At 72.5% G+C, this 23468-nt stretch carries 22 protein-coding genes, 1 tRNA gene and 1 pseudogene; 18 read left to right on the forward strand and 6 right to left on the reverse strand.

What is annotated here, in order from left to right:
- Positions 1-18: 18 nt before the first annotated feature.
- The 16 genes and pseudogenes from fdhE (at position 19) to NK718_RS03520 (ending at position 15347) form a co-directional block, all read left to right on the forward strand.
- A complete protein-coding gene (gene fdhE / locus NK718_RS03445) occupies positions 19-936 on the forward strand; it encodes a formate dehydrogenase accessory protein FdhE (RefSeq protein WP_254738664.1) in 918 nt (305 codons plus the stop codon).
- A 6-nt stretch (positions 937-942) separates the two neighbouring features.
- On the forward strand, positions 943-2343 hold the full coding sequence (selA, locus tag NK718_RS03450) for an L-seryl-tRNA(Sec) selenium transferase (protein WP_254738666.1): 1401 nt from the start codon (positions 943-945) through the stop codon (positions 2341-2343).
- Positions 2340-3128, forward strand: a complete 789-nt coding sequence (locus NK718_RS03455; RefSeq protein WP_254738668.1) for a tetratricopeptide repeat protein — start codon at positions 2340-2342, stop codon at positions 3126-3128. Before selA ends, NK718_RS03455 begins: the two co-directional genes overlap by 4 nt.
- Positions 3125-4972, forward strand: a pseudogene (gene selB / locus NK718_RS03460) (selenocysteine-specific translation elongation factor); the annotation flags it as partial. The gene NK718_RS03455 and the pseudogene selB, both read left to right, overlap by 4 nt.
- A gap of 126 nt (positions 4973-5098) precedes the next feature.
- A tRNA-Sec gene (locus NK718_RS03465) sits at positions 5099-5194 on the forward strand.
- Between the two features lie 46 nt (positions 5195-5240).
- Positions 5241-5690 carry a hypothetical protein gene (locus tag NK718_RS03470; protein ID WP_254738670.1) on the forward strand — a complete coding sequence of 150 codons (450 nt, stop codon included), beginning with the start codon at positions 5241-5243 and terminating at the stop codon, positions 5688-5690.
- A gap of 1 nt (position 5691) precedes the next feature.
- The gene (locus NK718_RS03475) at positions 5692-6093 is read left to right on the forward strand and encodes a hypothetical protein (protein ID WP_254738672.1); all 402 of its coding nucleotides are present in this window, start codon (positions 5692-5694) and stop codon (positions 6091-6093) included.
- Positions 6090-7100 carry a radical SAM protein gene (locus tag NK718_RS03480; RefSeq protein ID WP_254738674.1) on the forward strand — a complete coding sequence of 337 codons (1011 nt, stop codon included), beginning with the start codon at positions 6090-6092 and terminating at the stop codon, positions 7098-7100. Before NK718_RS03475 ends, NK718_RS03480 begins: the two co-directional genes overlap by 4 nt.
- A 1-nt stretch (position 7101) precedes the next feature.
- Positions 7102-8292 (forward strand): radical SAM protein, encoded by a 1191-nt coding sequence (locus NK718_RS03485; RefSeq protein ID WP_254738676.1) that lies wholly within the window; start codon positions 7102-7104, stop codon positions 8290-8292.
- Positions 8289-9395, forward strand: a complete 1107-nt coding sequence (locus NK718_RS03490; RefSeq protein WP_254738678.1) for a lipoate--protein ligase family protein — start codon at positions 8289-8291, stop codon at positions 9393-9395. The genes NK718_RS03485 and NK718_RS03490 overlap by 4 nt, the downstream gene beginning before the upstream one ends.
- Positions 9392-9775 (forward strand): DsrE family protein, encoded by a 384-nt coding sequence (locus NK718_RS03495; RefSeq protein ID WP_254738680.1) that lies wholly within the window; start codon positions 9392-9394, stop codon positions 9773-9775. Before NK718_RS03490 ends, NK718_RS03495 begins: the two co-directional genes overlap by 4 nt.
- A 1-nt stretch (position 9776) precedes the next feature.
- Entirely contained in the window at positions 9777-10217 is a 441-nt protein-coding gene (locus NK718_RS03500; RefSeq protein WP_254738682.1) for a biotin/lipoyl attachment domain-containing protein, read from the forward strand.
- Complete coding sequence (selD, locus tag NK718_RS03505; protein ID WP_254738684.1) at positions 10214-12451, forward strand: selenide, water dikinase SelD; 2238 nt, start codon at positions 10214-10216, stop codon at positions 12449-12451. Before NK718_RS03500 ends, selD begins: the two co-directional genes overlap by 4 nt.
- Before the next feature lie 20 nt (positions 12452-12471).
- A complete protein-coding gene (locus NK718_RS03510) occupies positions 12472-12828 on the forward strand; it encodes a hypothetical protein (protein ID WP_254738686.1) in 357 nt (118 codons plus the stop codon).
- A gap of 119 nt (positions 12829-12947) precedes the next feature.
- On the forward strand, positions 12948-14657 hold the full coding sequence (locus tag NK718_RS03515) for a pyrroloquinoline quinone-dependent dehydrogenase (protein WP_254738688.1): 1710 nt from the start codon (positions 12948-12950) through the stop codon (positions 14655-14657).
- 111 nt (positions 14658-14768) lie between these two features.
- On the forward strand, positions 14769-15347 hold the full coding sequence (locus NK718_RS03520) for a c-type cytochrome (RefSeq protein ID WP_254738690.1): 579 nt from the start codon (positions 14769-14771) through the stop codon (positions 15345-15347).
- Between the two features lie 8 nt (positions 15348-15355).
- On the opposite strand, the gene NK718_RS03525 is transcribed toward NK718_RS03520, so the two are convergent.
- Positions 15356-16285, reverse strand: coding sequence for an ankyrin repeat domain-containing protein (locus tag NK718_RS03525; protein ID WP_254738692.1), 930 nt, complete (start codon positions 16283-16285; stop codon positions 15356-15358).
- 122 nt (positions 16286-16407) lie between these two features.
- On the opposite strand from NK718_RS03525, the gene NK718_RS03530 reads away from it, so the two are divergent.
- Positions 16408-17382: a PQQ-dependent catabolism-associated beta-propeller protein gene (locus NK718_RS03530; protein WP_254738694.1), complete on the forward strand. Its 975-nt coding sequence runs from the start codon at positions 16408-16410 to the stop codon at positions 17380-17382.
- Positions 17383-17407: 25 nt separating this feature from the next.
- A complete protein-coding gene (locus NK718_RS03535) occupies positions 17408-18601 on the forward strand; it encodes a type 1 periplasmic-binding domain-containing protein (RefSeq protein WP_254738696.1) in 1194 nt (397 codons plus the stop codon).
- A 21-nt stretch (positions 18602-18622) separates the two neighbouring features.
- Here NK718_RS03535 and NK718_RS03540 read toward each other — a convergent pair whose 3' ends face one another.
- The 5 genes from NK718_RS03540 to NK718_RS03560 are packed head-to-tail and all read right to left on the reverse strand — an operon-like array spanning position 18623 to position 23466.
- Positions 18623-19594: an ABC transporter ATP-binding protein gene (locus NK718_RS03540; protein WP_254738698.1), complete on the reverse strand. Its 972-nt coding sequence runs from the start codon at positions 19592-19594 to the stop codon at positions 18623-18625.
- Positions 19591-20574 (reverse strand): ABC transporter ATP-binding protein, encoded by a 984-nt coding sequence (locus NK718_RS03545; protein ID WP_254738700.1) that lies wholly within the window; start codon positions 20572-20574, stop codon positions 19591-19593. The genes NK718_RS03540 and NK718_RS03545 overlap by 4 nt, the downstream gene beginning before the upstream one ends.
- Positions 20575-20580: 6 nt before the next feature.
- Positions 20581-21699, reverse strand: a complete 1119-nt coding sequence (locus NK718_RS03550; protein ID WP_254738702.1) for an amidohydrolase family protein — start codon at positions 21697-21699, stop codon at positions 20581-20583.
- A gap of 5 nt (positions 21700-21704) precedes the next feature.
- On the reverse strand, positions 21705-22553 hold the full coding sequence (locus NK718_RS03555; RefSeq protein ID WP_254738704.1) for an ABC transporter permease: 849 nt from the start codon (positions 22551-22553) through the stop codon (positions 21705-21707).
- Positions 22546-23466 (reverse strand): ABC transporter permease, encoded by a 921-nt coding sequence (locus NK718_RS03560; RefSeq protein ID WP_254738706.1) that lies wholly within the window; start codon positions 23464-23466, stop codon positions 22546-22548. The genes NK718_RS03555 and NK718_RS03560 overlap by 8 nt, the downstream gene beginning before the upstream one ends.
- Positions 23467-23468 lie beyond the last annotated feature (2 nt).

The following is a 23468-nucleotide window of genomic DNA, read 5'->3' on the forward strand; positions in this document are numbered from 1 at the left end:
CCCGTGAGGTTCGTTTCATTGTCCAGTCCCGTCGCACCGCAGTTCCAGCCCGTTCACATCGGCGACGCGGCCGAACCGCCCCTCGCCGTCGCGCCAGACCCGGCCAGCCTCTTCGCCCGCCGCGCGGCGCGGTTCCGCGACCTCGTTCCCGATCACCCGCTCGGTCCCTATCTCGCCTTCCTCGGCGACCTCGCCGGGGCGCAGGCGGCCGTCGTGGCCGACCTGCCGCCGCCGAGCCTGCCGGCCGCCGAGCAAATGGAACGCGCCTACGAGCACGGCATGGCGCCGATCGCCCGCGCCTCCGTGGAGGTCGACGCGGCGATGCTGGACACGCTCTCGCGCCTGTTCGACGCCGCCGCCGGGATGGACATGCCCGAGGCCTCGGCCGCTGCGCTCGCCGGCGTGCGCGCCGCCTCGCCCGACGAGATGCGGCAGATGATCGGCAACGTCCTCGAGGACGCGTTGCCCGCGCACGAATTGGCCGAGCACGTCTTCGTCGCCGCCGGCCTGCAGGTGCATTTCGCCCGGCTCGCCGCGTCGCTTGCCGCCGAGCGGCTGTCTTCGGTCGCCGACGGGGCGTGCCCCGCCTGCGGCGGCCCGCCCGTCGCGTCGGAGGTGGTCGGCTGGTCCGGCGCGCACGGCACGCGCTTCGTCAGCTGCGCCACCTGCGCGACGCGCTGGCACGTGGTCCGCATCAAGTGCGTGGCGTGTTCCTCCACCAAGGGCATCCGCTACTCCCACGTCGAGGGGACGGCCGACACCATCAAGGCCGAGTGCTGCGACGCCTGCGGCTGCTACCTCAAGATCTTCCACACGGCGACGGACCCGAAGCTCGACCCCGTCGCCGATGACGTCGCGAGCGCCGGCCTCGACCTGATGGTTCGCGAGGAGGGCTATCGGAGGGCGGGGTTCAACGTGTTCCTCGCCGGCTTCTGAGCGCCGATGGACACGCCGGCTCCGTCCCGCGCCCTGCCGTCGGTGGACCGCGTGCTGCGCAGCGACCTCGGTCGGCTGGCGGTGGCGACCTTCGGCCGCGCCGAGGCCGGCGACGCCATCCGCGACGCGCTGGCCGTCTGGCGCGCCGGCCCGCCGACGCCGCGGGCGCCGTCGCCCGACGACGTCGCCGCCCGCGCCATGGCCCGCCTGGAGGCGCGCGCCGCGCCCTCGCAGCGCCGCGTCATCAATCTCACCGGCACGGTGCTGCACACCAATCTGGGCCGCGCGCAGTTGCCCGAGGAAGCCGTCGAGGCGGTGGTGACGGCGATGCGCCATCCCACGACGCTGGAGTTCTCGCTGGAGAACGGCGGGCGCGGCGAGCGCGACGACCACGTCCGCGGCCTGATCCGTGAATTGACAGGGGCCGAGGACGCCTGCCTCGTCAACAACAACGCCGCCGCGCTGCTGCTGGTGCTCGCCACCCACGCCAAAGGCAAGGAGTGCGTCGTCTCGCGCGGCGAACTGATCGAGATCGGCGGCTCGTTCCGGCTGCCCGAGATCATGGCCCGCTCCGGCGCGAAGCTGCGCGAGGTGGGAACCACCAACCGCACGCATGCGCGCGACTTCGAGGAGGCGATCGGCCCGCGCACCGGGCTGATCCTCAAGGCGCACACGTCGAACTACGCCATCCAGGGTTTCACCGCCGAGACGCAACCGGGAGAGCTGGCGGCGCTGGCGCGGCGGGCGGGCGTGCCGTTCGTCGACGATCTCGGTTCGGGCTCGCTGGTCGATCTCTCGCGCTACGGCCTGGCCCGCGAGCGGACCGTGCGCGACGCGCTCGCGGCGGGGGCCGACCTCGTGACGTTCTCCGGCGACAAGCTGCTGGGCGGGCCGCAATGCGGGTTCGTCGTCGGCCGCGCCGACCTGGTGCGCGCCTGCGCCCGCAATCCGCTCAAGCGCGCGCTGCGGCTCGACAAGCTGCGGCTGGCGGCGCTGGAGGCGACGCTGAAGCTCTACCGCGACCCCGACCGCCTCGCCGGGCGGCTGCCGACGCTGCGCTTCCTGTCCCGCGCCGAGCCCGACATCCGCGCCCAGGCCGACCGCCTCCTGGAGGCCTGGCGCGCCGCGCTGCCGGAGGGCTGGACGGCCGAGGTGGCGGCTTGCGCCAGCCAGATCGGCTCCGGCGCGCTGCCGGTCGACACGCTGCCCAGCGCCGCCCTCGTCGCCTCGCCGCCCGGCCGCCGCAAGGGCCACGCGCTGGCGGACTTCGCCACGCGGCTGCGCGGCCTGCCCGTGCCGGTCATCGGGCGCGTCAAGGACGACCGGTTCTGGCTCGACCTGCGATGCCTCGACGACGAGGAGACGTTCGCCGCGCAGCTCGCCTCGCTGCGGGGAGGGGCGGCATGATCCTCTCGCTGCTGACCGGACGGCGCGCCGCGCCGAGCCTCGACGACCGCCTCGCCGAGGCGAGGACGCTGGCCGAGCGCGGCGACTACGACGCGGCGCTGGCGATCTGGGGGCCTCTCGCCCACCAGGGCGTGGCGCGCGCCGCCAACAATGTCGGCGCGTGCTTCATGGGCGGGCTGGGCGTGGCGCGCGACGAGGCGCTGGGCCTGCGCTGGCTCACGCTGGCGGCGGAGGGCGGCGACCCCGCCGGGCAGCGCAACCTCGCCTCCGCCTGCCTGCAGGGCCAGGGCTGCGAGCCCGACCCCGCCGCGGCGCTTCACTGGTACCGCAAGGCGGCGGAGGGCGGCGACGCGCCGGCGCGCGACATGCTCTCGTGGATGCTGCTGGAAGGCGAGCTGACGCCGCCCGATCCGGTCGAGGCGCGCCGCTGGGCCGAGCTGGCCGCCGCCGACGGCGTCGCCAGCGCCATGACCCGGATGGGCATGATCTTTCACAACGCGCTCGGCGTGGAGCGGGACGCGGCGCTGGCGGCGTCCTGGTGGGCGAAGGGGGTCGAGGCCGGCGACGCCGACGCCATGGCGATGCTCGGCGCGGCCAACCATCTCGGCCAGGGCGTGGAGCGCGATCCGTTGCGCGCCATGACGCTGCTGGTGATGGCGCGCGACCGCGGCTCGCCGCTCGCCGGCACGTTCTTTGGCGTCGTGCGCGCCAGCCTCTCCGACGAGGCCTTCGCGCTGGCGGAGCGCCTCGCGGCCGAGGCGTCGGCCGAGGGAGGCGCGGCATGATCGTCGGCACCGCCGGCCACGTCGACCACGGCAAGACATCGCTGGTGAAGGCGCTGACCGGCGTCGACGCCGACCGGCTGAAGGAGGAGAAGGAGCGCGGCATCACCATCGACCTGGGCTTCGCCTACTGGCCCCAGGATGACGGCGGCGTCATCGGCTTCGTCGACGTGCCCGGCCACGAGCGCTTCGTCCACACCATGCTGGCGGGCGCGCAGGCGCTCGACCTCGTGCTGCTCGTCGTCGCCGCCGACGACGGCGTCATGCCGCAGACGCGCGAGCACGCCGAGATCGTCCGCCTGCTCGGCATTGACGAGGTCGTGGTGGCCCTCACCAAGGTCGACGCGGTGGACGCCGCGCGCCGCGCCGCCGTCACCGCCGAGATCGCCGCCTGGCTCGCCGAGGCGGGCTTCGCCGGCGGCGCCATCCTGCCCGTGTCGAGCGTCACCGGGGAGGGCGTCGCGGAGCTCGCGGCGCTTCTCTCCGCCCGCCACCGCGCGCTGCGGGCGCGCGACGCCTCGCGCCTGTTCCGCCTGTCGGTCGACCGCGCCTTCGTGCTGCAGGGAACTGGCGTGGTCGTGACCGGCATGGCGCTCGACGGCAGCGTCTCGGTGGGCGACGCGGTGGTGGTGTCGCCGGCGGGCCACGAGGCCCGGGTGCGCTCCATCCACGCCCAGAACCGCAAGGCGGAGACCGGCGTCGCCGGCCAGCGTTGCGCGCTCAACCTGGCCGGGCCGGCGATCTCGCGCGAAACGGTGGCGCGCGGCGACATGGTGGTCGCGCCGGCGGCGCACGCCCCCGCCCAGCGCATCGACGCCGTGCTGGTCGTGGCGTCCGGCGCGGCGAAGGGACTGACCCAGTGGATGCCCGCCCGGCTGCATCACGGCACGGCCGAGGTGGGGGCTCGCATCGTCCTGCTCGACGCCGAGGCGCCGACGCGCGGCGAGACGGTGCTCGCCCAGCTGGTGCTGGAGCGCCCGATCTGCGCGCGCGCGCAGGACCGGTTCGTGCTGCGCGACGTCTCGGCGAGCCGCACGCTCGCCGGCGGGCGGTTCCTCGACCTGCGCGCGCCGGAACGCCGGCGGCGCGCCCCCGAGCGGCTGGCGCTGCTCGCCGCGCTGGCCGAGGCGGGCGCGGAGGGCGGGTTGCGGACGCTGCTGGAGCGCGCCGCGGGCGCGGTCGACCTCGCCGCCTGGGCCCGCGACGCCGGCGTGCCGCTGGCCGAAGCCCGGGCGCGGGCGCAGGCGGCCGGCGCGGTGCTCGTCGGCGCGGAGGGAGGCGTGTTCGCGGTCTCCGGCGAGCGGCTGGACGCGCTGTCGGAGGCGCTGCGCGGGGCGCTCGCGGATTTCCACGCGGCCCATCCCGATCTCGGCGGGCAGGGGCTGGAGCGACTGCGGATGCAGGCCGCGCGCGCCATTCCCGCGGCGCTGTTCCGCCTGCTGCTGCGCCGCTTCGCGGAGCAGGGCTGGCTCGCCGTCGACGGCAACTGGGTGCGGCTCGCGAGCCATCGCGTCGAGGTGCCGCCCGAGGACGCCGAGTTGTGGACGCTGATCCGCCCGCTGATCGCCGGCGAGGTCCGCTTCCGGCCGCCGCGCGTTCGCGACATCGCCGACACGCTCGGCATCGGCGAGGAGGCCGTGCGCCGCGTGCTGCTGCGCCTCGCGCGCGCCGGCGAGGCGGACGAGGTGGCGCACGACCACTTCCTGTTGCGCCCGGCGGTGGCCGAGGCGGTGGACATGGCGCGCCGCCTCGAGGAGGATGCGGGCGGCTGGTTCGTGGCCGCGCAGTTCCGCGACCGGCTCGAGGCCGCCTGCGGCGGCGTGGTGGGGCGCAAGGTGGCGATCCAGGTCCTCGAATTCCTCGACCGGCACGGCGTGACCATCCGGCGCGGGGACAAACGGCGCATCAACCCGCATCGGCGGGAGCTGTTCGCGGTCGCGGAGGGCTCCGCGCCAGGCGACACATCGATTTCAGGAAGAGAAGCGTCCCCGGTGGGGCGGCCGGACTTCAAATCCGGTTGGGGCCGCGAGACGGTCTCAGGTGGGTTCGACTCCCATTCTCTTCCGCCACCTTCGCCGCGCGCCGCCGCGCCGTCTCCCGCGACGGGAGGCGGCCGTGGCTGACGGCTTCCTCGACCGGCTGCGGCAGGCCGCCGCCAGCGCGCGCGACGCCGAGGACGCGTTCCGCCGCGGCTACGCGGAGCGGGTTCGCGTGCTGGAGCGCGAGCGCGTCTTCGCCCATCGCCGCTCCGGGCTGCTGGAGGCCGTCGCCGCCGCCGTCGCCGGCGCCGCCGATGCGGACGAGGCGGCGCGGCGCGGCCGCGACGCGCTGGCCCAGAAGACCGGCCTCTCCGGCGCCAACGAGGCGCACAAGGTGATCCTCGACCGGTTCTCGCCCGTCACCGAGGCGATCGACGAGGCCTTGAACTGCGAGGGCGAGCCCGACCACGACGCCGTCCTCGCGCGTTTGGCCGAGTTCGAGGACTGGTTCGCCGCGCGCTCGGGCCAGCCCTTCCTCGCCCTTTTCGACGTCTACGCGCAGGAAACACCCGTGGTGGATTTTTGAGATGACGGACAACGGGGACGCCGCGCAGACCGATTTCGACCGCTGGCTCAAGGCCGAGTACGCCGCCGGCGGCCCGCGCGGGTTCACCGCGTTCGCGATCCTGGTGAAGATCGGCAAGAAGGACGTCACGCCGCTCTGCTCCACCTACATGCACGTGATCGGCGTCGACATCGACTGGGGCGAGGTGACGACGCTGTTCGCCGGCTCCGGCATGCGCTGGGACGCCGCCGTGTTCTTCCCCAAACGCGACGCGCGGACCGGCGGGCCGCTGGACAACCCGAGCGCGCGCATCTTCCTGCTCCAGCACGAGGCGAAGATCGCCGACGACCGGCTGGCGATCAACGAAGGCCACTTCTTCGACGCGTGGGGGCGGCGCATGCGCGTCGAGGAGGTCCCCTCGTGAACGCGCCGGCGTTCCCGGGGCTCGCATCCGTTCTCGACGACGTCGGCATGCCGGAAGCCCTGGCGCGGGATCTGCTCGACGCCGGGCGCGCCTTCCACGCCCGGGGCCTGCTGGCGGCGACGCCCAGCTTCCGCCGCTACGACAGCGACGAACTCGGCGCGTGCCGGGGGTCGGGCGCGTTTCCCGCCTTCTCGATCACCGGCGGCGCGTGCGCGCTCAACTGCAAGCACTGCCGCGCCGGCATCCTGAAGCCGATGATCCCGACGGGCGATCCCGCCGCGTTCGAGCGTAAGGCGCGCGAGATGATCGCGTCGCGGGGGATGCGGGGCTTCCTGCTGTCGGGAGGGTCGAACCCGCGCAACGAGGTGCCGTTCGAACCCTATCTTCCCGTCGTGGCGAGGTTGAAGCGCGACCACCCGGGCCTCGAAGTGCTCGTCCATACCGGGCTGGTGACGGCGCGGCGCGCCGCCGCGCTGAAAGGGGCAGGGGTCGATGTCGCGATGCTCGACATCATCGGCAGCGCGCGGACGATCCGCGAGGTCTACCACCTCGACCGCCCGGTCGCGGATTTCGAAGCGTCGCTCGTGGCGCTCGCCGCGGAAGGGCTCGCGGTCGTGCCCCACATCGTCGTCGGGCTGCATTTCGGCCGCCTGCTGGGGGAGCACGAGGCCCTCGACATCATCGCCCGCACGCAAACCGAGTCCGCCATCCTGGTGGTGCTGATGCCGGCTTACGCCGACCCCGGCTTCGGTCGGGTCGATCCGCTGGAGGCGGCTTCGTTCCTCGCCGCCGCGCGCGCGCGGCTCCCGGATCGACGTCTGCTGCTGGGATGCGCCCGCCCGCACGGGCCGGACCGGGCGCTGATCGATGTCGCCGCCGTGCTGGCCGGGCTCGACGGCGTCGCCTACCCGGCCGACGAGGCGGTGCGCGCGGCGCGCGCGCTGGGGCGGCCGGTCGACCGGCAGGGCGCGTGCTGCGGCGCGGCCAGCTGCGCCAGGGCGGCCTGACATGGCCTGCGTCGGCGACCTCCAGTTTCCGCGAACGCCTGCCCCGGTGCCGCCCGAGAAGCGCAACGGCGCGACGGTGAAGCGCGACGCCGTGGCGCCGCAGGGGCTCTACCGCCCGCGCTACCGTCGCACGCCGGCCATGCGGTCGCCGGACTACGTGCAGCTCTCGACGGCCGCCGCCATCACGCTCGGCCTGATCCCCGGCCGGATGCACCGCTGCGCCTGCACGCATTGCCTGAACCTTCTTCTCACCTATCCCGAGGGCTGCCGCGCCAACTGCGCCTATTGCGGGCTGGCCCGCCATCGCGAGGCCAACACCAACTACGCGGACCGGAACTTCATCCGCGCCGACTGGCCGGCCGCGCCGCTGGACGAGATCGTCGCCCGCATCGCCGACGCCGGCCCGGCGACGCCGTTCCAGCGCATGTGCATCTCGATGATCACGCACCCCGCCTCGGACGCCGACGCGCTGACCGTGCTCGAGCGCTGGACGTCGCGCATCCCGCGCGGCGACATCCCCGTGTCGATCCTCTCGAACCCGACCACTATGACGCGCGCCGACGTGGCGCGGATGCTGGACCTGGGGGCCGACATCTTCACGGTGGCGCTGGACGCCTGCACGCCGGAGATCTTCGAGCGCACGCGCGGGAAGGGAGTCGACAGCCCGCATAGCTGGGGCGGGTACTGGCGGGCCTTCGAGCACGCCCGAGAGCTGTTCGGGCCGGGCCGCGTCGGCATGCACCTGATCGTCGGGCTGGGCGAGACGGACCGGGACGTGCTCGACATCTGCCGCCGCCTGCACGCGGTCGGCGGCCATTCGCACCTGTTCTGCTTCTACCCGGAGCGGGGCAGCCTGATGGACCACGTGCCCGCGCCGCCGCGCGCGCGCTGGCGGCGGGTCCAGCTCGCCCGCTACCTGCTGGAATATGCCGACCATCCGTTCGAGGCGTTCGCCTTCTCCGCCGGCGGCGAGCTGCTGGACTTCGGCATGGCGGCCGAACGCCTCGACGCCATCGTGGCGTCCGGCCTTCCGTTTCGCACCTCCGGCTGCCCGGGGAAGGAGCGGCCCGACCTGTCGGCCTGCGACCGCCCCTATGGCGACGGTCCGCCCTCCGACATCGCGAGCTATCCGTTCCAGCCCAACGGTAACGATTTGCGCCGCATCCGCGCGCAACTGGCGAGGCGGCCATGAAGGCGGGCGTGGCGGCGGGCATGACGGGTGAATTGCGGGTGATCGCCGGCGACCTGCTCCCGGCGCGGATGAACCTCAGCATCACCGAGGCGCTGTGCCGGGGCCTGCAACGCGGCGAGGCCCCGGAAACGCTGCGCTTCCAGCTCTTCCCGCCGAGCGCCATCGTCGGCCGCCACCAGATCCTCGTCAAGGAGGTGAACCTGGCCTGGGCCGCCGCGCACGGGGTCGAGACCGCCCGCCGGATGACCGGCGGGGGCGCGATCGTGATGGGGCCGGGGATCCTGGGCTGGGAGCTCGTCGTCTCCAGCCGGCGCGCGGCGGGCGGGCTCGACGCCTTCACCGCCTCGATCTGCACGGCCGTCGCCGAAGGGCTCGGGAGCCTGGGCGTCCGGGCCCGCTTCCGGCCCCGCAACGACATCGAGGTCGACGGCCGCAAGGTGTCGGGCACCGGCGGGTACGTCGACGGCGCGGCCCTGGTGTTCCAGGGCACGGTGCTCGTCTCGCTCAACGTCGGGCTTCTGGCCGGCGCGCTGAACCTGCCGGCGCACAAGCTCGGCAAGCGCGGGCTCTCCGCGCTGGCGGACCGGGTGACGGACCTCGCAACGGTGCTGGGGACGCCGCCGCCGCCCGCGCGCGTCCGGTCGGCTTTGGCGCCCGCCATGGCGCTGGCGCTCGGCCTCGCGCCCGTCGAAGGCAGGCTGTCGGCTCGCGAACTCGCGGAGGCGGAGCGCATCCACGACGCGGAGATCGGCCGCGATGCGTTCGTCGACGGGAGCGACCGCGCCTTCCCGCCCGGCGGGCGCGTCGTGACGCATGAGGCGGCGCTGCCCGGCGGCGTCGTCGAGATCGTCCTGAAGCTGCGCGACGGGGCGGACGACACTATCGACCAGGCGCTGATCGCCGGCGACGTGTTCGCCACGCCGCCGCGCCTGCTGGGCGATCTGGAGGCGCGGTTGCGCCATGCGAGGCTGCGCGACGTCGCCGACCTCGCGCGCGACCATCTCGCGCGCTCGCAAGGCCGGCTGGCGGGGATCGGCGCGGAGGACTTCGTGGCCGCGCTGCGCGACGCGGCGTCGCTCGCGGCGGGAGGAGCGGCCCGATGAGCGAGGCGAGACGCCTGCTGATCGTCATGGTCAACAGCGACCCGCGCAACGGCGAGGAGCTGGGCGCGCCGTTCTACCAGGCGTCCGTGGCGGCGGTGCTAGGCTACGAGGTCGACGTCGTCTGCACCGCGACGGCGGGCCGCCTGCTGCGCAAGGGCGTCGCCGAGACGATCGAGGTGAAGCCCGGCAGCGGCAAGACCGTCTACGACTTCATCCGCGACGCGCACGCCAACGGAGCGCGGTTCTGGGCCTGCCCGGCGAACCTTGACCTGTTCGGCATGGCGGCGGACGATCTCATCCCCGAATGCGCGGGCATGATGAGCACGACGCAGATGATCGTCGACATGATGGACAGCGATTGCAGGGTCCTGAGCTATTGAGATGATCGTTCGCGGCTGCGTCTTTCCCGACCATCTCCGCTACGACGTGGACAACCACGTCTGGTACGAGCCGCTCCCCGACGGCTCGTTCCGCCTCGGCATGACCTCCGTCGCGGTGGCGCTGGCCGGCGACATCCTCGCCTTCACGCCGCGCCGGGTGGGCCGGCCGGTCGAGAAGAACCGCGCCTGCGCCACGGTGGAGAGCGGCAAGTGGGTGGGCCCGGCGCGCATCGCCTTCGACGCCGAGGTGTCGGCCGTCAACGACGCGCTGATCGCGCGGCCCTCGCTCGCCAACGCCGATCCCTACGGCGCGGGATGGATGATCGAGGCGCGCCCGGCCGGGCCGTTCGATCCGGCGGCGCTGCTCCGGGGAGAGGCGGCCGCGCGGGCCTATGCCGACTGGATGGACCGGGAAGGCTTCGAAGGGTGCGCGGAGGAATGAACGCCGCGCCCGCCGGATTCGTCCGCCACGACGTGGTGCTGGTCGGCGGGGGGCATACCCATGTCCAGGTGATGACCGCGTTCGCCATGCGGCAGGAGCCGGGCGTGCGCCTGACGCTCGTCACCGACCGCCTGCTCACGCCCTATTCGGGGATGCTGCCGGGCCACGTCGCCGGCATCTACGACGCGGACGAGATGCACATCGACCTGCATCGGCTGGCGCGGGCGACGGGGACGCGGCTCGTCTTCGCGCCGGCGGTGGGCCTCGACCGCGCGTCGCGGGAGGTGCTGTTCGCCGACAGGCCTCCCTTGCGCTACGACACGCTGTCGCTCGACGTCGGCATCACGCCGGACCTGTCGGGGATCGCGGGCGCGCGCGAGTTCGGCATCGCCGTCAAGCCGATCTCGGCGTTCCTCGGCAAGCTGGACAAACTGCTCGTCTCCGCGTCCCGGCCGGACGGACCGCGCCGGATCGTCGTGGTCGGCGGCGGCGCGGCGGGCGTCGAGATCGCCTGCGCCCTGCGACGCCGGCTGAGCGGCCCCACCGCCGCGGCCGGAGGCTCCTGCGGACCCGTCGAGATCGCGGTCGTCACCGGGGTCGACCTCGTCCCGACGCTGAACGACCGCGCCCGGCGGCATGTCCGCGCCGCGCTCGCCCGGCTCGGCGTGGAGGCGCATACCGGGTTCCGCGTGGCGCAGGTGCGGGACGACGCGGTCGTCGCCGAGGACGGCCGCGTGCTGCCGGCCGACGCCGTCCTGTTTTCGACCGCGGCGCGCGCGCCGGCCTGGCTCGCCGCCTCGGGCCTGCCGACCGCCGAGGACGGCTCCGTGACGACGCGCCGGACCCTGCAGGTCACCGACGACGACGCGGTCTTCGCGGTCGGCGACTGCGGCGTCGTCGTCGACGACCGGCGCGAGAAGGCCGGGGTCTTCGCCGTCCGCCAGGGGCCGGTCCTCGCCGCCAATATCCGCGCGCGGCTGCGCAAGCAGAAGCTGGCCGAGCACCGGGCGCAGCGCCGCTTCCTCACGCTGCTGGCCACGGGGGACGGCCGCGCCGTCGCGGCGCGGGGTTCGTGGTTCGCCGCCGAGGGCGCGTGGGTGTGGCGCTGGAAGGACCGCATCGACCGCCGCTTCATGCGGATGTTCTCCGGGTTCGGGAGCGCCATGGCGCGGCCGGCGACCGACGCCGAACTGGAAGCGGGGACCGCGATGCGCTGCGCGGGCTGCGCGGCCAAGGTCGCCCCCGACCCGCTGCGGCGCGCCCTGCACCGGCTTCCCCCGGCGCCTCCGCCCAAGGACGACGTGCTGGTCTCCCTCGACCCGCCCGACGACGCCGCCGTCGTGCGCGTGACCGACGGCCTCGCGCAGGTGGAGACCGTCGACCAGATCACGTCCCCGGTCTCCGACCCCTACCTCTTCGGGCGCATCGCGGCGCTTCACGCGCTCAACGACATCCTCGCCATGGGCGGCGAGCCGCGGCGCGCGCTGGCCATCGCCACCGTCGGCCACGGCCGCGCCGAAGCGGTGGAGGGCGACCTGCTCCAGCTGCTCGCGGGCGCGCGCCGGGAGCTCGACGCGCACGGCGTGTCGCTGATCGGCGGGCATTCGGGGGAGGGGGATCGGCTGGCGCTCGGCTTCGCGGTGACGGGCCGCGTGTCGCCGAACGCCATCAGGCGCAAGTCGGACCTGCGGGTCGGCGACGTCCTGGTGCTCACCAAGCCGATCGGCGTCGGGCTCGCGATGGCCGCCGACATGCGAGGGGCGGCGAGCGCCGCCGTCGCTGAGCGCGCCATCGCGGCGATGCTGGCCTCGAACGCGCCGGCCGCCGCGGTCCTGTCCTCGCGGGCCCGCGCGATGACCGACGTCACCGGCTTCGGGCTCGCCGGCCACCTGCTTGAAATGCTGCGACCCTCGGGCCTGCGCGCCTGTCTGCGCCTGGAGGCCGTTCCGGTGCTGGAGGGCGCGGTCGAGCTGGCCCGCCGGGGCTTCCAGTCCAGCCTGACGCCGGGCAACGCGGCGCTCGCGCGCGACGTGACGTTCAAAAATCCCGGCGACGCCGCGCTGCTCTTCGATCCGCAGACCTCCGGCGGTCTGCTGGCGGCGGTCGCGCCGGACCGCGCGGACGAAGCGCTCTCCGCGCTGGCGGCTTCCGGCTGTATGGCGGCTTCCATCGGCGAGGTGCTGCCGCCCGGGGCTGCGACGCCGATCGTGTGCGAAGGTTCGATGCTCGGCTGACGGTGGGGAGGGGAATGGCGATGTGGCGAATTCTGGCGATGGTCGCGCTGCTGGCGTGCCCGCAGGCGCAGGCGCAGACGAAGCCGGCGCGCGCGTTGGGCACGCAGTTCTGGAACCTGACGGGCGTGACCCTGAAGGAGGTCCGGCTCGCCCCCGCCGGTACGAAGCGATGGGGCCCCAACCAGTGCGCCAACGACAAGGACGGGGAGGTCGACTTCGACGAGCGCCTGCCGATCTCCGGCGCGGCGTCCGGCGCCTATGACGTGCTTCTCCGCGACGTGAAGGGGCGGGCGTGCTATGCTCGCAATGTGGCCGTGCGGGAAGGGGAGATCTTCGCCATCCACGAGAAGGATCTCGGACGCTGCGCCTGGCGATGATGCGCTGCGGCAATGAAATCCTCCGGCGTCCAATTGACAGACCTCAACCCGTGGCTGCAAATTGACAATCGCTAAGTGCTAAATCCGGCTCGGGCCGGCACTTGGGGAGGAATCCAGGGATGGTCAATAGAACGCGCCAGTTCTTGGCGGCGTCAGCCGTTGCTGCCGTTGCCTACGCCTACGCTCCAGTCGCATCGTCGCAGGAGGTCAAGAGCGCCAGCAAATGGGGCGACATGAACACGGTGACGCAGGATCTGCTGAACCGTGCCGCCGGAGACGGCAACAACTTCCTCCACACGAACGGCAACTACCAGCAGACCCGCTACTACCCGAACCGGCAGATCAACACCGGCAACGTCCAGAAGCTGCGGCCGGCGTGGATCTTCCAGACCGAGGTGCGGGAGTCTCTCGAGACCAGCCCGATCGTCCTCAACGGGGTCATGTACGTCACGACGTCGTTCAACCACGTCTACGCGCTCGACGCGCGCACGGGCGACGAGCTCTGGCACTACAAGCACAAGCTCGGCCCGATCACCATCTATTGCTGCGGACCCAACAATCGCGGCGTCGCCGTCTACGGCGACATGGTCTACATGGCCACGCTGGACTCCAAGCTCGTGGCGCTCGACGCCAAGACCGGCAAGGTCAATTGGGAGAGCCAGATCGCCGATCCGGAGCTCGGCTACAGCGAGACGATGGCCCCGACCGCCGTCGACGGCAAGATCCTGATCGGCACCAATGGCGGCGAATACGGCATCCGCGGCTTCGTCAAGGCGTTCGACGCCAAGACCGGCAAGCTGATCTGGACGTTCAACACGGTCCCGGAGAATTCGGTCGGCGTGTGGGCGACCCATGACGCGACCGGCCGCGACATGAAGCGCAACATCGAGGCCGAGAAGGCGCAGCTCGCCAAGACCGGCGACCCCTTCAAGACCCTCGGCGGCGGCGTGTGGCAGAACCCGGCGGTCGATCTCGACACGCGGCGCATCTACTTCGTGGTCGGCAACCCCTCGCCGGACCTCGACGGCTCGCTGCGTCCCGGCGACAACCTCTACACGGACTCGCTGGTGTCGGTGAACCTCGACACGGGCCAGTATGTCTGCCACCTGCAGTACATCGCGCATGACGTGTGGGACCTCGACGCCGTGTCCCCGCCAGTGATCACCACCGTCGCGGGCAAGGACGGCAAGCCCATCAAGGGCGTCCTGCATGCCGGCAAGACCGGGCACGTCTACGTTCACGACGCCAACGACTGCAGCCTGATCCGCTTCTCCGAGGCCATGGTGCCGCAGGAGAACATGTGGGTGCTGCCCACCAAGGAAGGCGCGCGCATGCTGCCGGGCGCGAACGGCGGCGTGGAGTGGTCGCCCATCGCCACCGATCCCGGCAAGGGGCTCGCCTACGCGATCAACCTGCACCAGCCGATGACCTACCACGTCGAGAGCTCGCCCTATCCCGCGGGCAAGCTGTGGCTCGGCGGCGCCTTCAAGGTCATCCCCAGCGAGGAGCAGTGGGGCAACGTGACGGCGGTGGACTACAACACCGGCAAGATCCGCTGGCAGGTGAAGACCCCGCAGCCGATGATCGGCGGCATCCTCGCCACGGCCGGCGGCCTCGTCTTCACCGGCGAAGCCAACGGCCAGTTCAAGGCCTACGACTCCGACACCGGCTCGGTGCTGTGGAAGTTCCAGGCCGGCGCGGGCGTCAACGCGCCGCCGTCCTCCTACACGGTCGACGGCCGCCAGTACGTCGTGGTCGGCGCCGGCGGCAACACGCAGATCGACTACAAGCGCGGCAACTCGATCATCGCGTTCACTCTGGCGGACTGACACGGGCCGGGGCCCAAGCCCCGGACCTCGCCTTTCAGCCGACGGGGAGCCTTAGGGTCCCCGTCGGCGTTCCCTTTTCGTATCCGCGATGGAACCGGAGCCGAAAACCGCATGACGCGACTTGCATACCTGTTCGCCGCCGCCTTCGGCCTGGCGATGGCTCTGGCGGCGCCGGCGACGGCCCAGGTCAACATCGACGACAAGCTCCCGCTCTGCTCCGCCTGCCACGGCGAGAACGGCGTGCCGACCGAGAAGAACATCCCGGTCATCTGGGGCCAGCACCAGGGCTACATCTACTTCATGCTCCGCGACTTCAAGCTCGGACAGCGCCAGAACGACGCCATGACCGAGATCGCCAAGGACCTGAGCCGCGACGAGATGATGGCGCTGGCGGAGTACTTTTCGAAGAAGCCCTGGCCGAACCTGAACCAGCCGCGCGCCAGCGCGGAGGACACAAAGCGCGCGGAAAGCGCCATCGTGTCCGGACAGTGCGGCGCGTGCCATGGCGAGCAGGGCATGGGAGACTCCGTGCAGCCCCGCATCGCCGGCCAGCAGCGCGATTACCTGCTGCTCACACTCACCGAGTTCCGCAGTCGCAAGCGCACCAACAACCCGTGGATGAGCGACATCCTCGGCACGCTCGCCCCGGAGGACATGGACGCGCTCGCCAATTACATGGCGGGCCGTTGAACGGCGGTTCAGCGCGGGAACGCCGCGCGGACCGAGTCCGCCGAGGCGAGGTCGAGCGCCGTCTTGCCGTCGCGGTCGCGCAGGGCCGTGTTGGCGCCGGCGGCGGCGAGCCGCCGCACGATGGCGTCGTGGCCCATCTCCGCGGCGGTCATCAGGGCGGTGCGCCCGCGATTGTCGGCGTCGTCGAGCCGCGCGCCGCGCGCCAGGATCAAATCGACGGTCGCCAGACCGTCCGCCTCGGGCGCGTCGTTGGAGTGGCCGGCCGCCCACATCAGGACGGTGAGGTCGTTTCCGTAGCGCCGGTTCACGTCGACGCCGGCGTCCAGCAGGCGCTTGACGATGGGCGTGAAGCCGCGCGCGGCCGCGTAGACGATCGCCGACTTGCCCGTCGCGTCCATGTCTTTGGCGTCGGCCCCGTGCTCCATCAGCCACGTCACCATCTTGTCGTTGCCGTTGAACGCCGCCGCGCTCAGCGGAGTGACGCCGGAGCGGCCCGGCGCGTCGATGCGCGCTCCGGCGGCGGCGAGCCGAGTCGCGATGGCGGCCCGGTTGGCGGAGACGGCCGCGAACAAGGCGGTCTCGCCCTGCACGTTGCGTTCTTCGAGATCGGCTCCCCGCGCGATCAGCAGGTCGACGACCTGCACGTGCCCGGCCTTCGCCGCACGGGTCAGGACCGAGTTTCCGTCGCGGTCGCGGGAGATCGCCGGCACGCCGCCATCGAGCAGCTTCGCCACGACGTCGGCGCAGCCGCTGTCGGCGGCGGTGAAGGCGAGGGACACCATTTCCAGGTGGGTGGCCCCCTGGGCCATCGCGGCGAAACGCCTGTCGAGGTCCGGGCAGGGGATGGCGTCGGCGCGGGCCGCGCCCTCGATGCACGCCAGGCTGGCGGCGGTGGCGAAGGCGACCGCGGCGATACGAGAGACCTGCCGGGTTTTCATTCTTGCGCTTCCCTCCGATTGTCGCGTCGATGTTGGAGCGGATTGCGGAAGTTGCCAATGCCGATCTTCGCACGCCGCGCGACGCGGCCTGCCGGGGGCGCGATGCGCGGGAGGACAGAGGGATGACCGGTCGGTGGGGATTGTCTCTGGCGCTGCTCGCGCTCTGCGCGGCCACGCCCGCCGGGGCCGCCGGAACCGGCCAGATCTTCGTCTCCAACGAGCGATCCGACGACATCTTCATCCTCAACGCGAAGGACGAGGTGACCGGCTCCTTCAAGTCCTGCGCCCGCCCTCGCGGCATGCGCTTCACCCAAGATCGCAAGGCGCTGATCGTCGGCTGCGGCAACGACGACACCATCGCCGTCTACGACGTGGAGAGCCACAAGCTGCTGCGCCGCTATCGCGACATCGCCGACCCGGAGACCTTCGATCTGCACCCGAACGGGCGCGACCTGTTCATCTCCAACGAGGACGACAGCGAGGCGACGCTGCTCGATCTCGAGACCGGCGAGGTCAAGGCGCATTTCCCGACCGGGCCGGAGCCCGAAGGCGTGCTCGTGACACCCGACGGCAAGCGCGTCTTCGTCGCGTCGGAGGCGGCCAACCTCGTCCACGTCATCGACACCGAGAAGCGGGCCGTGGTGAAGGACATCCCCACCGGCACGCGGCCCCGCCGTTTCGCCCTGACGCCGGACGGGCGGGAGCTCTGGGTGTCGGCGGAGCTGTCCGGCGTCGTCGACGTGATCGACGTGGCCAAACTGGAATCGGTCGAGCGCATCGAGTTCCGGCCGAAAGGCATGCGCCGGGAGATGGTGACGCCGGTCGACCTGGTGATGACCCGCGACGGCAAGACGGCCTATGTCGCGCTCGGCCGGGCCAACCATGTGGCGGTCGTCGACGTGCCGAGCCGCAAGGTCACGGACCTGATCCTCGTCGGCAAGCGCCCCTGGGGGCTCAGGCTCTCGGCCGACGAGAAGACGCTTTACGTCGCCAACGGGCTGTCGGACGACCTCACGATCATCGCCACCGCGTCGGGGAAGGTGCGAAAGACCGTGCCTGTCGGCATGATCCCCTACGCCGTCCTCATCGACGACTAGGCGGCGGGACCGGGGCGGCGCGGCGATGGGCAGACGAACGCATCCGATCCGGTGGCTTCTGGCGGTGGTCTTCGCGGTGGCGTGCGCGGCCTCCGTGGCGGCGCAGGCTCCGCAGCGGCCGCTCAGGATCGCCTATGTCGAGCGGGAGGCCGACCCGCTCTATGCCGTCGCCGCCAACCGCGACGGCGTCTTCCGGCTCGTGCATCGCTCGCCCTTTCCGGGAGCCGAGGTCGGGGTGCGCGACTCGCTGGCGGGCGCGCGCGCCGCCGGCCTGGCGATCGAGCTTCGCAGGGTCTCCCTCGCCGACGGCGCGTCCGTGGCGGGCGCGCTCGCGGACCTGTCCGCCCAGGGGACGACGGCCGCCATCCTCGACCTCGGCGTCGAGGATCTTCGCGCCGCCGCCGCCGCTCCCGCCGGCCTCGCTTTGGTGGACATCCGCTCGATCGACGACGGGCTGCGGGCGGAGACCTGCGCCGCCCCGCTCGTCCACGTGCGCCCGAGCCGCCTGCAGCGCACCGACGCGCTCGTCCAGTTCCTCGTCCAGCGCAACTGGCGCAGGATCCTCGTGCTGAAGGGCCCCGAGCCCGAGGACCAGGCGCTGGCCGACAGCATCCAGACGTCCGCCCGCAAGTTCGGCGCGCGGATCGTGGCGGTGAAGAGCTTCGCCATCACCAACGATCCGCGCCGGCGGGAGGAGACCAACGTCGCGCTGCTCACCGGGGGCCAGGATTTCGACGCCCTCTACATCGCCGACTCGCTGGGCGACGCCGGGCGGACCATGGGCTTTCGCATCAACCTGCCGCGCCCGGTGGTGGGGCCGCACGGGCTCGATGCGCTGGGCTGGAGCTCCTATTACGAGCGCAACGGTGCGCCGCAGCTCAACCGCCGGTTCGAGCGCGCGGCGGGCCGGGCGATGGAGGAGGAGGACTGGGCCGCCTGGGTCGCCGTCCGCTCCCTGGTGGAGGCGGAGGCCGAGGAGGCGCGACGCCCGACGGGCGCGCCGCTGGCGGCGCGCCTGCTGGACCCGGACCTCAGGCTGGAGCTCTACAAGGGCCTGCCGGGCTCGTTCCGCCCCTGGGACCGGCAATTGCGCCAGGCCATGCTGCTCGCCACCCACAACGCCGTCGTCGATCTCGCGCCCATCGAGGGCTTCCTGCACGAGACGAACGTGCTCGACACGCTCGGCCTGCTGCCGCGCGAGACGCCCTGCGGCAAGTGACCGGCCGGCTGCTCCGCGCCCTCAGGCGTGGTGGCAGGCGGCCTCGACGCCGCTGCCGAGCGGCCGCAGGGCCGGGCGCTCCTCGCGGCAGATCGCGGTGGCCAGCGGGCAGCGCGGGTGGAAGGCGCAGCCGGGCGGCGGATCGAGCGGGCTGGGGATTTCGCCGGCGGCGCGGGCGCGCGGACCGGCGGTCCGCCGCGGCACGGGGCGGGGGATCGCCTCGAGCAGCAGGCGCGTATAGGGATGCGCCGGCGCGGCGAACAGGGCGCGGGCCGGGCCGGTCTCCACGACGGCGCCGAGATACATCACCGCGACGCGGTCGCTGACGTGGCGGACGATGCCGAGGTCGTGGGCGATGAACAGGTAGGACAGCCCGCGCCGGGCCTGCAGGTCGACCAGCAGGTTGACGACCTGCGCCTGAATCGACACGTCGAGCGCCGAGACGGGCTCGTCGGCGACGATCAGCGCCGGGTCGAGCGCCAATGCGCGGGCGATGGCGAGGCGCTGCCGCTGGCCGCCGGAGAACTGGGAGGGGAAGTTGCGGGTCTGGTCGTCGCGCAGCCCGACCTGCGCGAACAGCGCGCGGACGCGCTCGTCCAGCTCCCGGCCCGAGGCGACGCCGTGGACGAGCAGCGGCTCGCCGACGATGTCGCCGGCGCGCATGCGCGGGTTGAGCGAGCTGTAGGGGTCCTGGAACACCATCTGCATCGTGCGGCGCAGCGGAATCAGCTCGCTCTGGGGCAGGGCGGTGATGTCGCGCCCGGCGAGCTTGATGGCCCCCTCGCTGGGCTCGATCAGCCGCACCGCCATGCGCGCCAGGGTGGACTTCCCGCAGCCGCTCTCGCCGACCACGCCCAGCGTCTCGCCGGGCGCGAGGCTGAGCGACACGTCGCGCACGGCGTGGACGACGCCGTCGGCCGCCCACGGCCCGCGCCGCACGGGGAAGCGCTTGCCGAGCCGGTCCAGTTCGAGCAGCGGCGTCGCGGCGCTCATCGCGCGTCCTCCCGGTTCCAGCACGCCACGACGTGGCCGGGGGCGATGGTTTCGGAGGATGGCTGCTCGTCGGCGCAGCGCGGCGTGGCGCGCGGGCAGCGCGGCGAGAAGGCGCAGCCCTTCGGCATCGCCCACAGCGCCGGCACCGCCCCGGCGATCTCGGTCAGCCGGCCGCGCGTCTCGATGTCCTCGTCCGGGTTGGGGATCGAGGCGATGAGGCCGCGCGTGTAGGGGTGCGCGGCGGCCTCGAACAGGCGCTCGACCGGCGCGGTCTCGACGATGCGCCCGCCATACATCACCGCCACCCGGTCGGCCGTCTCCGCCACTACGGCGAGGTCGTGCGTGATGAGCAGGGTGGAGCGGCCGTCCTCGTCGCGGAAGGCGCGGAAGATGTCGAGGATCTGCGCCTGCGTGGTCACGTCCAGCGCCGTCGTCGGCTCGTCGGCGACCACGAGGTCGGGGTCGCAGGCGATGGCCATGGCGATCATCACGCGCTGGCGCATGCCGCCGGACATCTGGTGCGGGTAGTCGTCGAAGCGCCGCGCCGGGTCGGGGATGCGCACGCGCGCGAACAGCTCCTCGACGCGCTTGCGCGCCGCCTTGCCGTCCAGCCCCTTGTGGAGCGCGAGCACCTCGGCCACCTGTGGGCCGGCGCGCATCGAGGGGTTCAGTGAGGTCATCGGTTCCTGGAAAATCATGCCGATCCGGTCGCCGCGAATCCCCGCCAGCACGTCCTCCGGCGCGCTGGCGAGGTCCTTGTCGCGGAAGCGGATCGCGCCGGCGGCGATGAGGGCCGGCGGCTCCGGCAGCAGGCGCATCACGGCGAGCGCCGTCATGCTCTTGCCGGAGCCGGACTCGCCCACCAGCGCGACGATCTCGCCGCGCCCGACCGTCAGGCTGACGTCGCGCACGGCGGCGAAGCGGCCGCGCGACAGGTCGAGCTCCACGGTCAGGCCTTCGATGGCGAGAACGTCGTCCATGGCGGATCAGGCGCCCAGGATCGGCGGTCGGTGGAACAGCGACAGCGCGTTCTCCCGGAAGATCTTGCGCCGCGCCGCGTCGTCGAGGAATTCGAAGTGGTTCCACGCATAGGTCAGCGACTGCCGGTAGGTGCAGTAGCGCTCCACGTTCGGCATGTCCGAGCCCCACACGAAGCGGTCCGGCCCGAAGGCGTCGAACAGCTGGCGGAAATGCACGCGCGCCTTCGGATAGGGGTATTCGTGCCGGCCGCCCCAGGCGATGGGGTAGAGCAGTTCGCTCCACACCCGGCCGCCTTTCAGCAGTGAGGTGAGGATGTCGGGGAGCGCGATGCGGTCGGCCTCGTCGGCGAACACGGAGGTCGGTACGCCGTGGACGAGCACGTGGCGCAGCCCGGGGAAGCGCTCGGAGATGTTGGCCATGCAGCGCATCTCGTCGGCGTAGTCGCCGACCGGCGAGCGGGCCGACTGCACCCACCACACCGGCAAGTCGAGCTTCTCCACCTCGCGCCAGAACGGGTCGTAGGCGCGGTCGTCGTGCAGCGGCGTGAAGCCGGAGCGGAACATGCCGGTGGTGGTGAAGTAGAGCCCCGCCATGCCGAGCTGCGACACCTGGCGGTGCAGCGCCGCGATCTGGTCGTCGCGCCAGGCGAACGCCTCCTCCACCTGCGCCAGCCCGATGAAGCGGCCCGGATAGGCGCGGCCCGCCGCCGCGAAGTCCTCGGCGAGGTTGCCGTAGATGTGGTCGTTCTGCAGGATCGAAGTGGCGATGCCGGCATAGTCCATCTGCGCCACGATGGTCTCGGCGGGCGCGGAGAGGTCGGTCATGTAGGGCGGCAGGAACTGAACGTAGTAGCGCTCGCCATCCTTCTCCCAGCCGACGCGGCCGTGCCTGTCGGGCGAGAAGGTGACGTCGGTGGCGCGGCCCGCCTCGGACGGGTCGTCGGGGTTCCACAGCATGCGCTCGGTCACCAGCGCGTGGTCGCGCAGGCGGCGATAGGGCTGGTTGCCGTGCATGTGCATGGCGCGCTGCTGGTGCAGCCGGTGGGTCGCCACGTCCGGGAAGCCGCTGGCCCCGGCCAGCGGCGGGAAGATATGGCAATGGCCGTCGACGATGCCGAAATCCATGGGTCTCATCTCTGCTGCATGTTGGGGTCGAAGCGGTCGCGCAGCCCGTCGCCGAACGTGTTGAAGGCGAAGACGAGCAGCGAAATGGCGAGGCCGGGGGCCATCACGAGGTGCGGGGCGATCTCCAGCGCCTCGCGGCTGGCGCCGAGCATCGCGCCCCATTCGGGCGCGGGCGGCTGCACGCCGAGCCCGAGGAAGCCGAGCGCCGAGCCGACCAGCACCGCCTGCCCGGCGAGCAGGCTGGTCTCCACCACGATGACGCTGATGGCGTTGGGCAGCACGTGGCGCGCCAGCACGCGCCAGGGGCTCATGCCGATGGTGACGGCGGCGTTGACGAAGTCCTCCTCGCGCAGCTCCAGCACGCGGCTGCGCACCAGCCGGGCGATGGAGGGCACGAAGCTCGCCGCGATGGCCACCGTCAGCCCGGTCGGGCTGGAACCGACGGCCGAGGCGATGGCGATGGCCAGCACGAGGTTGGGAATGGTGAGCAGCAGGTCGACGAAGCCGGTGACGGCGCGGTCGACCCGCCCGCCGAAATGCCCTGCGATCGACCCCAGCGCGACGCCGATCAGCGCGGCGGCGGCGACGGAGGCGAGCGCGATGGACAGCGTGTAGCGCGTGCCGGCCATGATGCGCGACAGGATGTCCCGCCCCACCTGGTCCGCCCCCAGCCAGTGCGCGGCGGTGGGCGGCTCCATCGTGGCGAACAGGTCCTGCGCCATCGGGTCGTAGGGCGCGAGCGTCGGCCCCAGCACGGCGAGCGCCACGAACAGGCCCAGCAGGGACCCGCCGACCAGCAGGTGCAGGTTCGGCCTGCGCCGGCGGCGGCGCGGCGCGGCGGCGATGTCAGCCATGGCGCAGCCGCGGGTTGATGAAGCGGTAGAGGATGTCGACCGCCAGGTTGATGACGAGGAAGCCGACCACGAAGAACAGGGTCGCGCCCTGGATCAGCGTGTAGTCGCGCACCGAGACGCCGGTGAGCATCAGGTCGCCGAGGCCCGGCCAGGCGAACAGACGCTCCACCACCACCGAGCCGCCGAGCAGGTAGCCGGCCTGCAGGCCGATGACGGTGACGATGGGGATCAGCACGTTGCGCAGCACGTGGCGCGACAGCACCGCCTTCCAGCGCAGGCCCTTGGCGCGCGCCGTGCGCACGTAGTCCTTGCGCATTTCCTCCACCACCATGCCGCGCGTGGTCCGCGCCACCAGCGCGATGAGCCGGGCGGAGAGCGCGATGGTGGGAATGACCAGCGAGGCCGCGCCGGCCGCGCCGAAGCTCGGCAGCCAGCGCATCTGCACGGAGAGGACCGCGATGAGCACCATGCCGAGCCAGAAGTTCGGGATGGCGAGCAGGGCGACGACGCCGCCCGAGATGGCGTAGTCGGGCCAGCGGTTCTGGTTGGCGCCCGCCACCAGTCCGGCGGGGATGCCGATGGCCACGGTGACGGCGATGGCGCTCGACATCAGCAGCAGCGTGGCCGGGATGCGCTCGAGGATCGCCGGCAGCGGGTTGCCGCGGAAGGTGGACGAGTAGCCGAGGTCGAGATGCAGCAGGCCCCAGATGTGGCCGGCGTACTGGATCAGCAGCGGCCGGTCGAGGCCGAGGCGCACGCGCATCGCCTCGATCTCGGCCTGTGTCGAGGTGGCCCCGGCGGCGAGGGTGGCCTCGTCGCCGGGAACGGACTTGAAGATCACGAACAGGATCGTGATCACCCCGATCGCGACCAGCGGGATCGTCGCCAGCCGTTGCACGAGGAAGCGCAGCATGT

Source organism: Alsobacter ponti (assembly GCF_024294805.1).
In the GTDB taxonomy this organism is placed as follows: domain Bacteria; phylum Pseudomonadota; class Alphaproteobacteria; order Rhizobiales; family Beijerinckiaceae; genus Alsobacter; species Alsobacter ponti.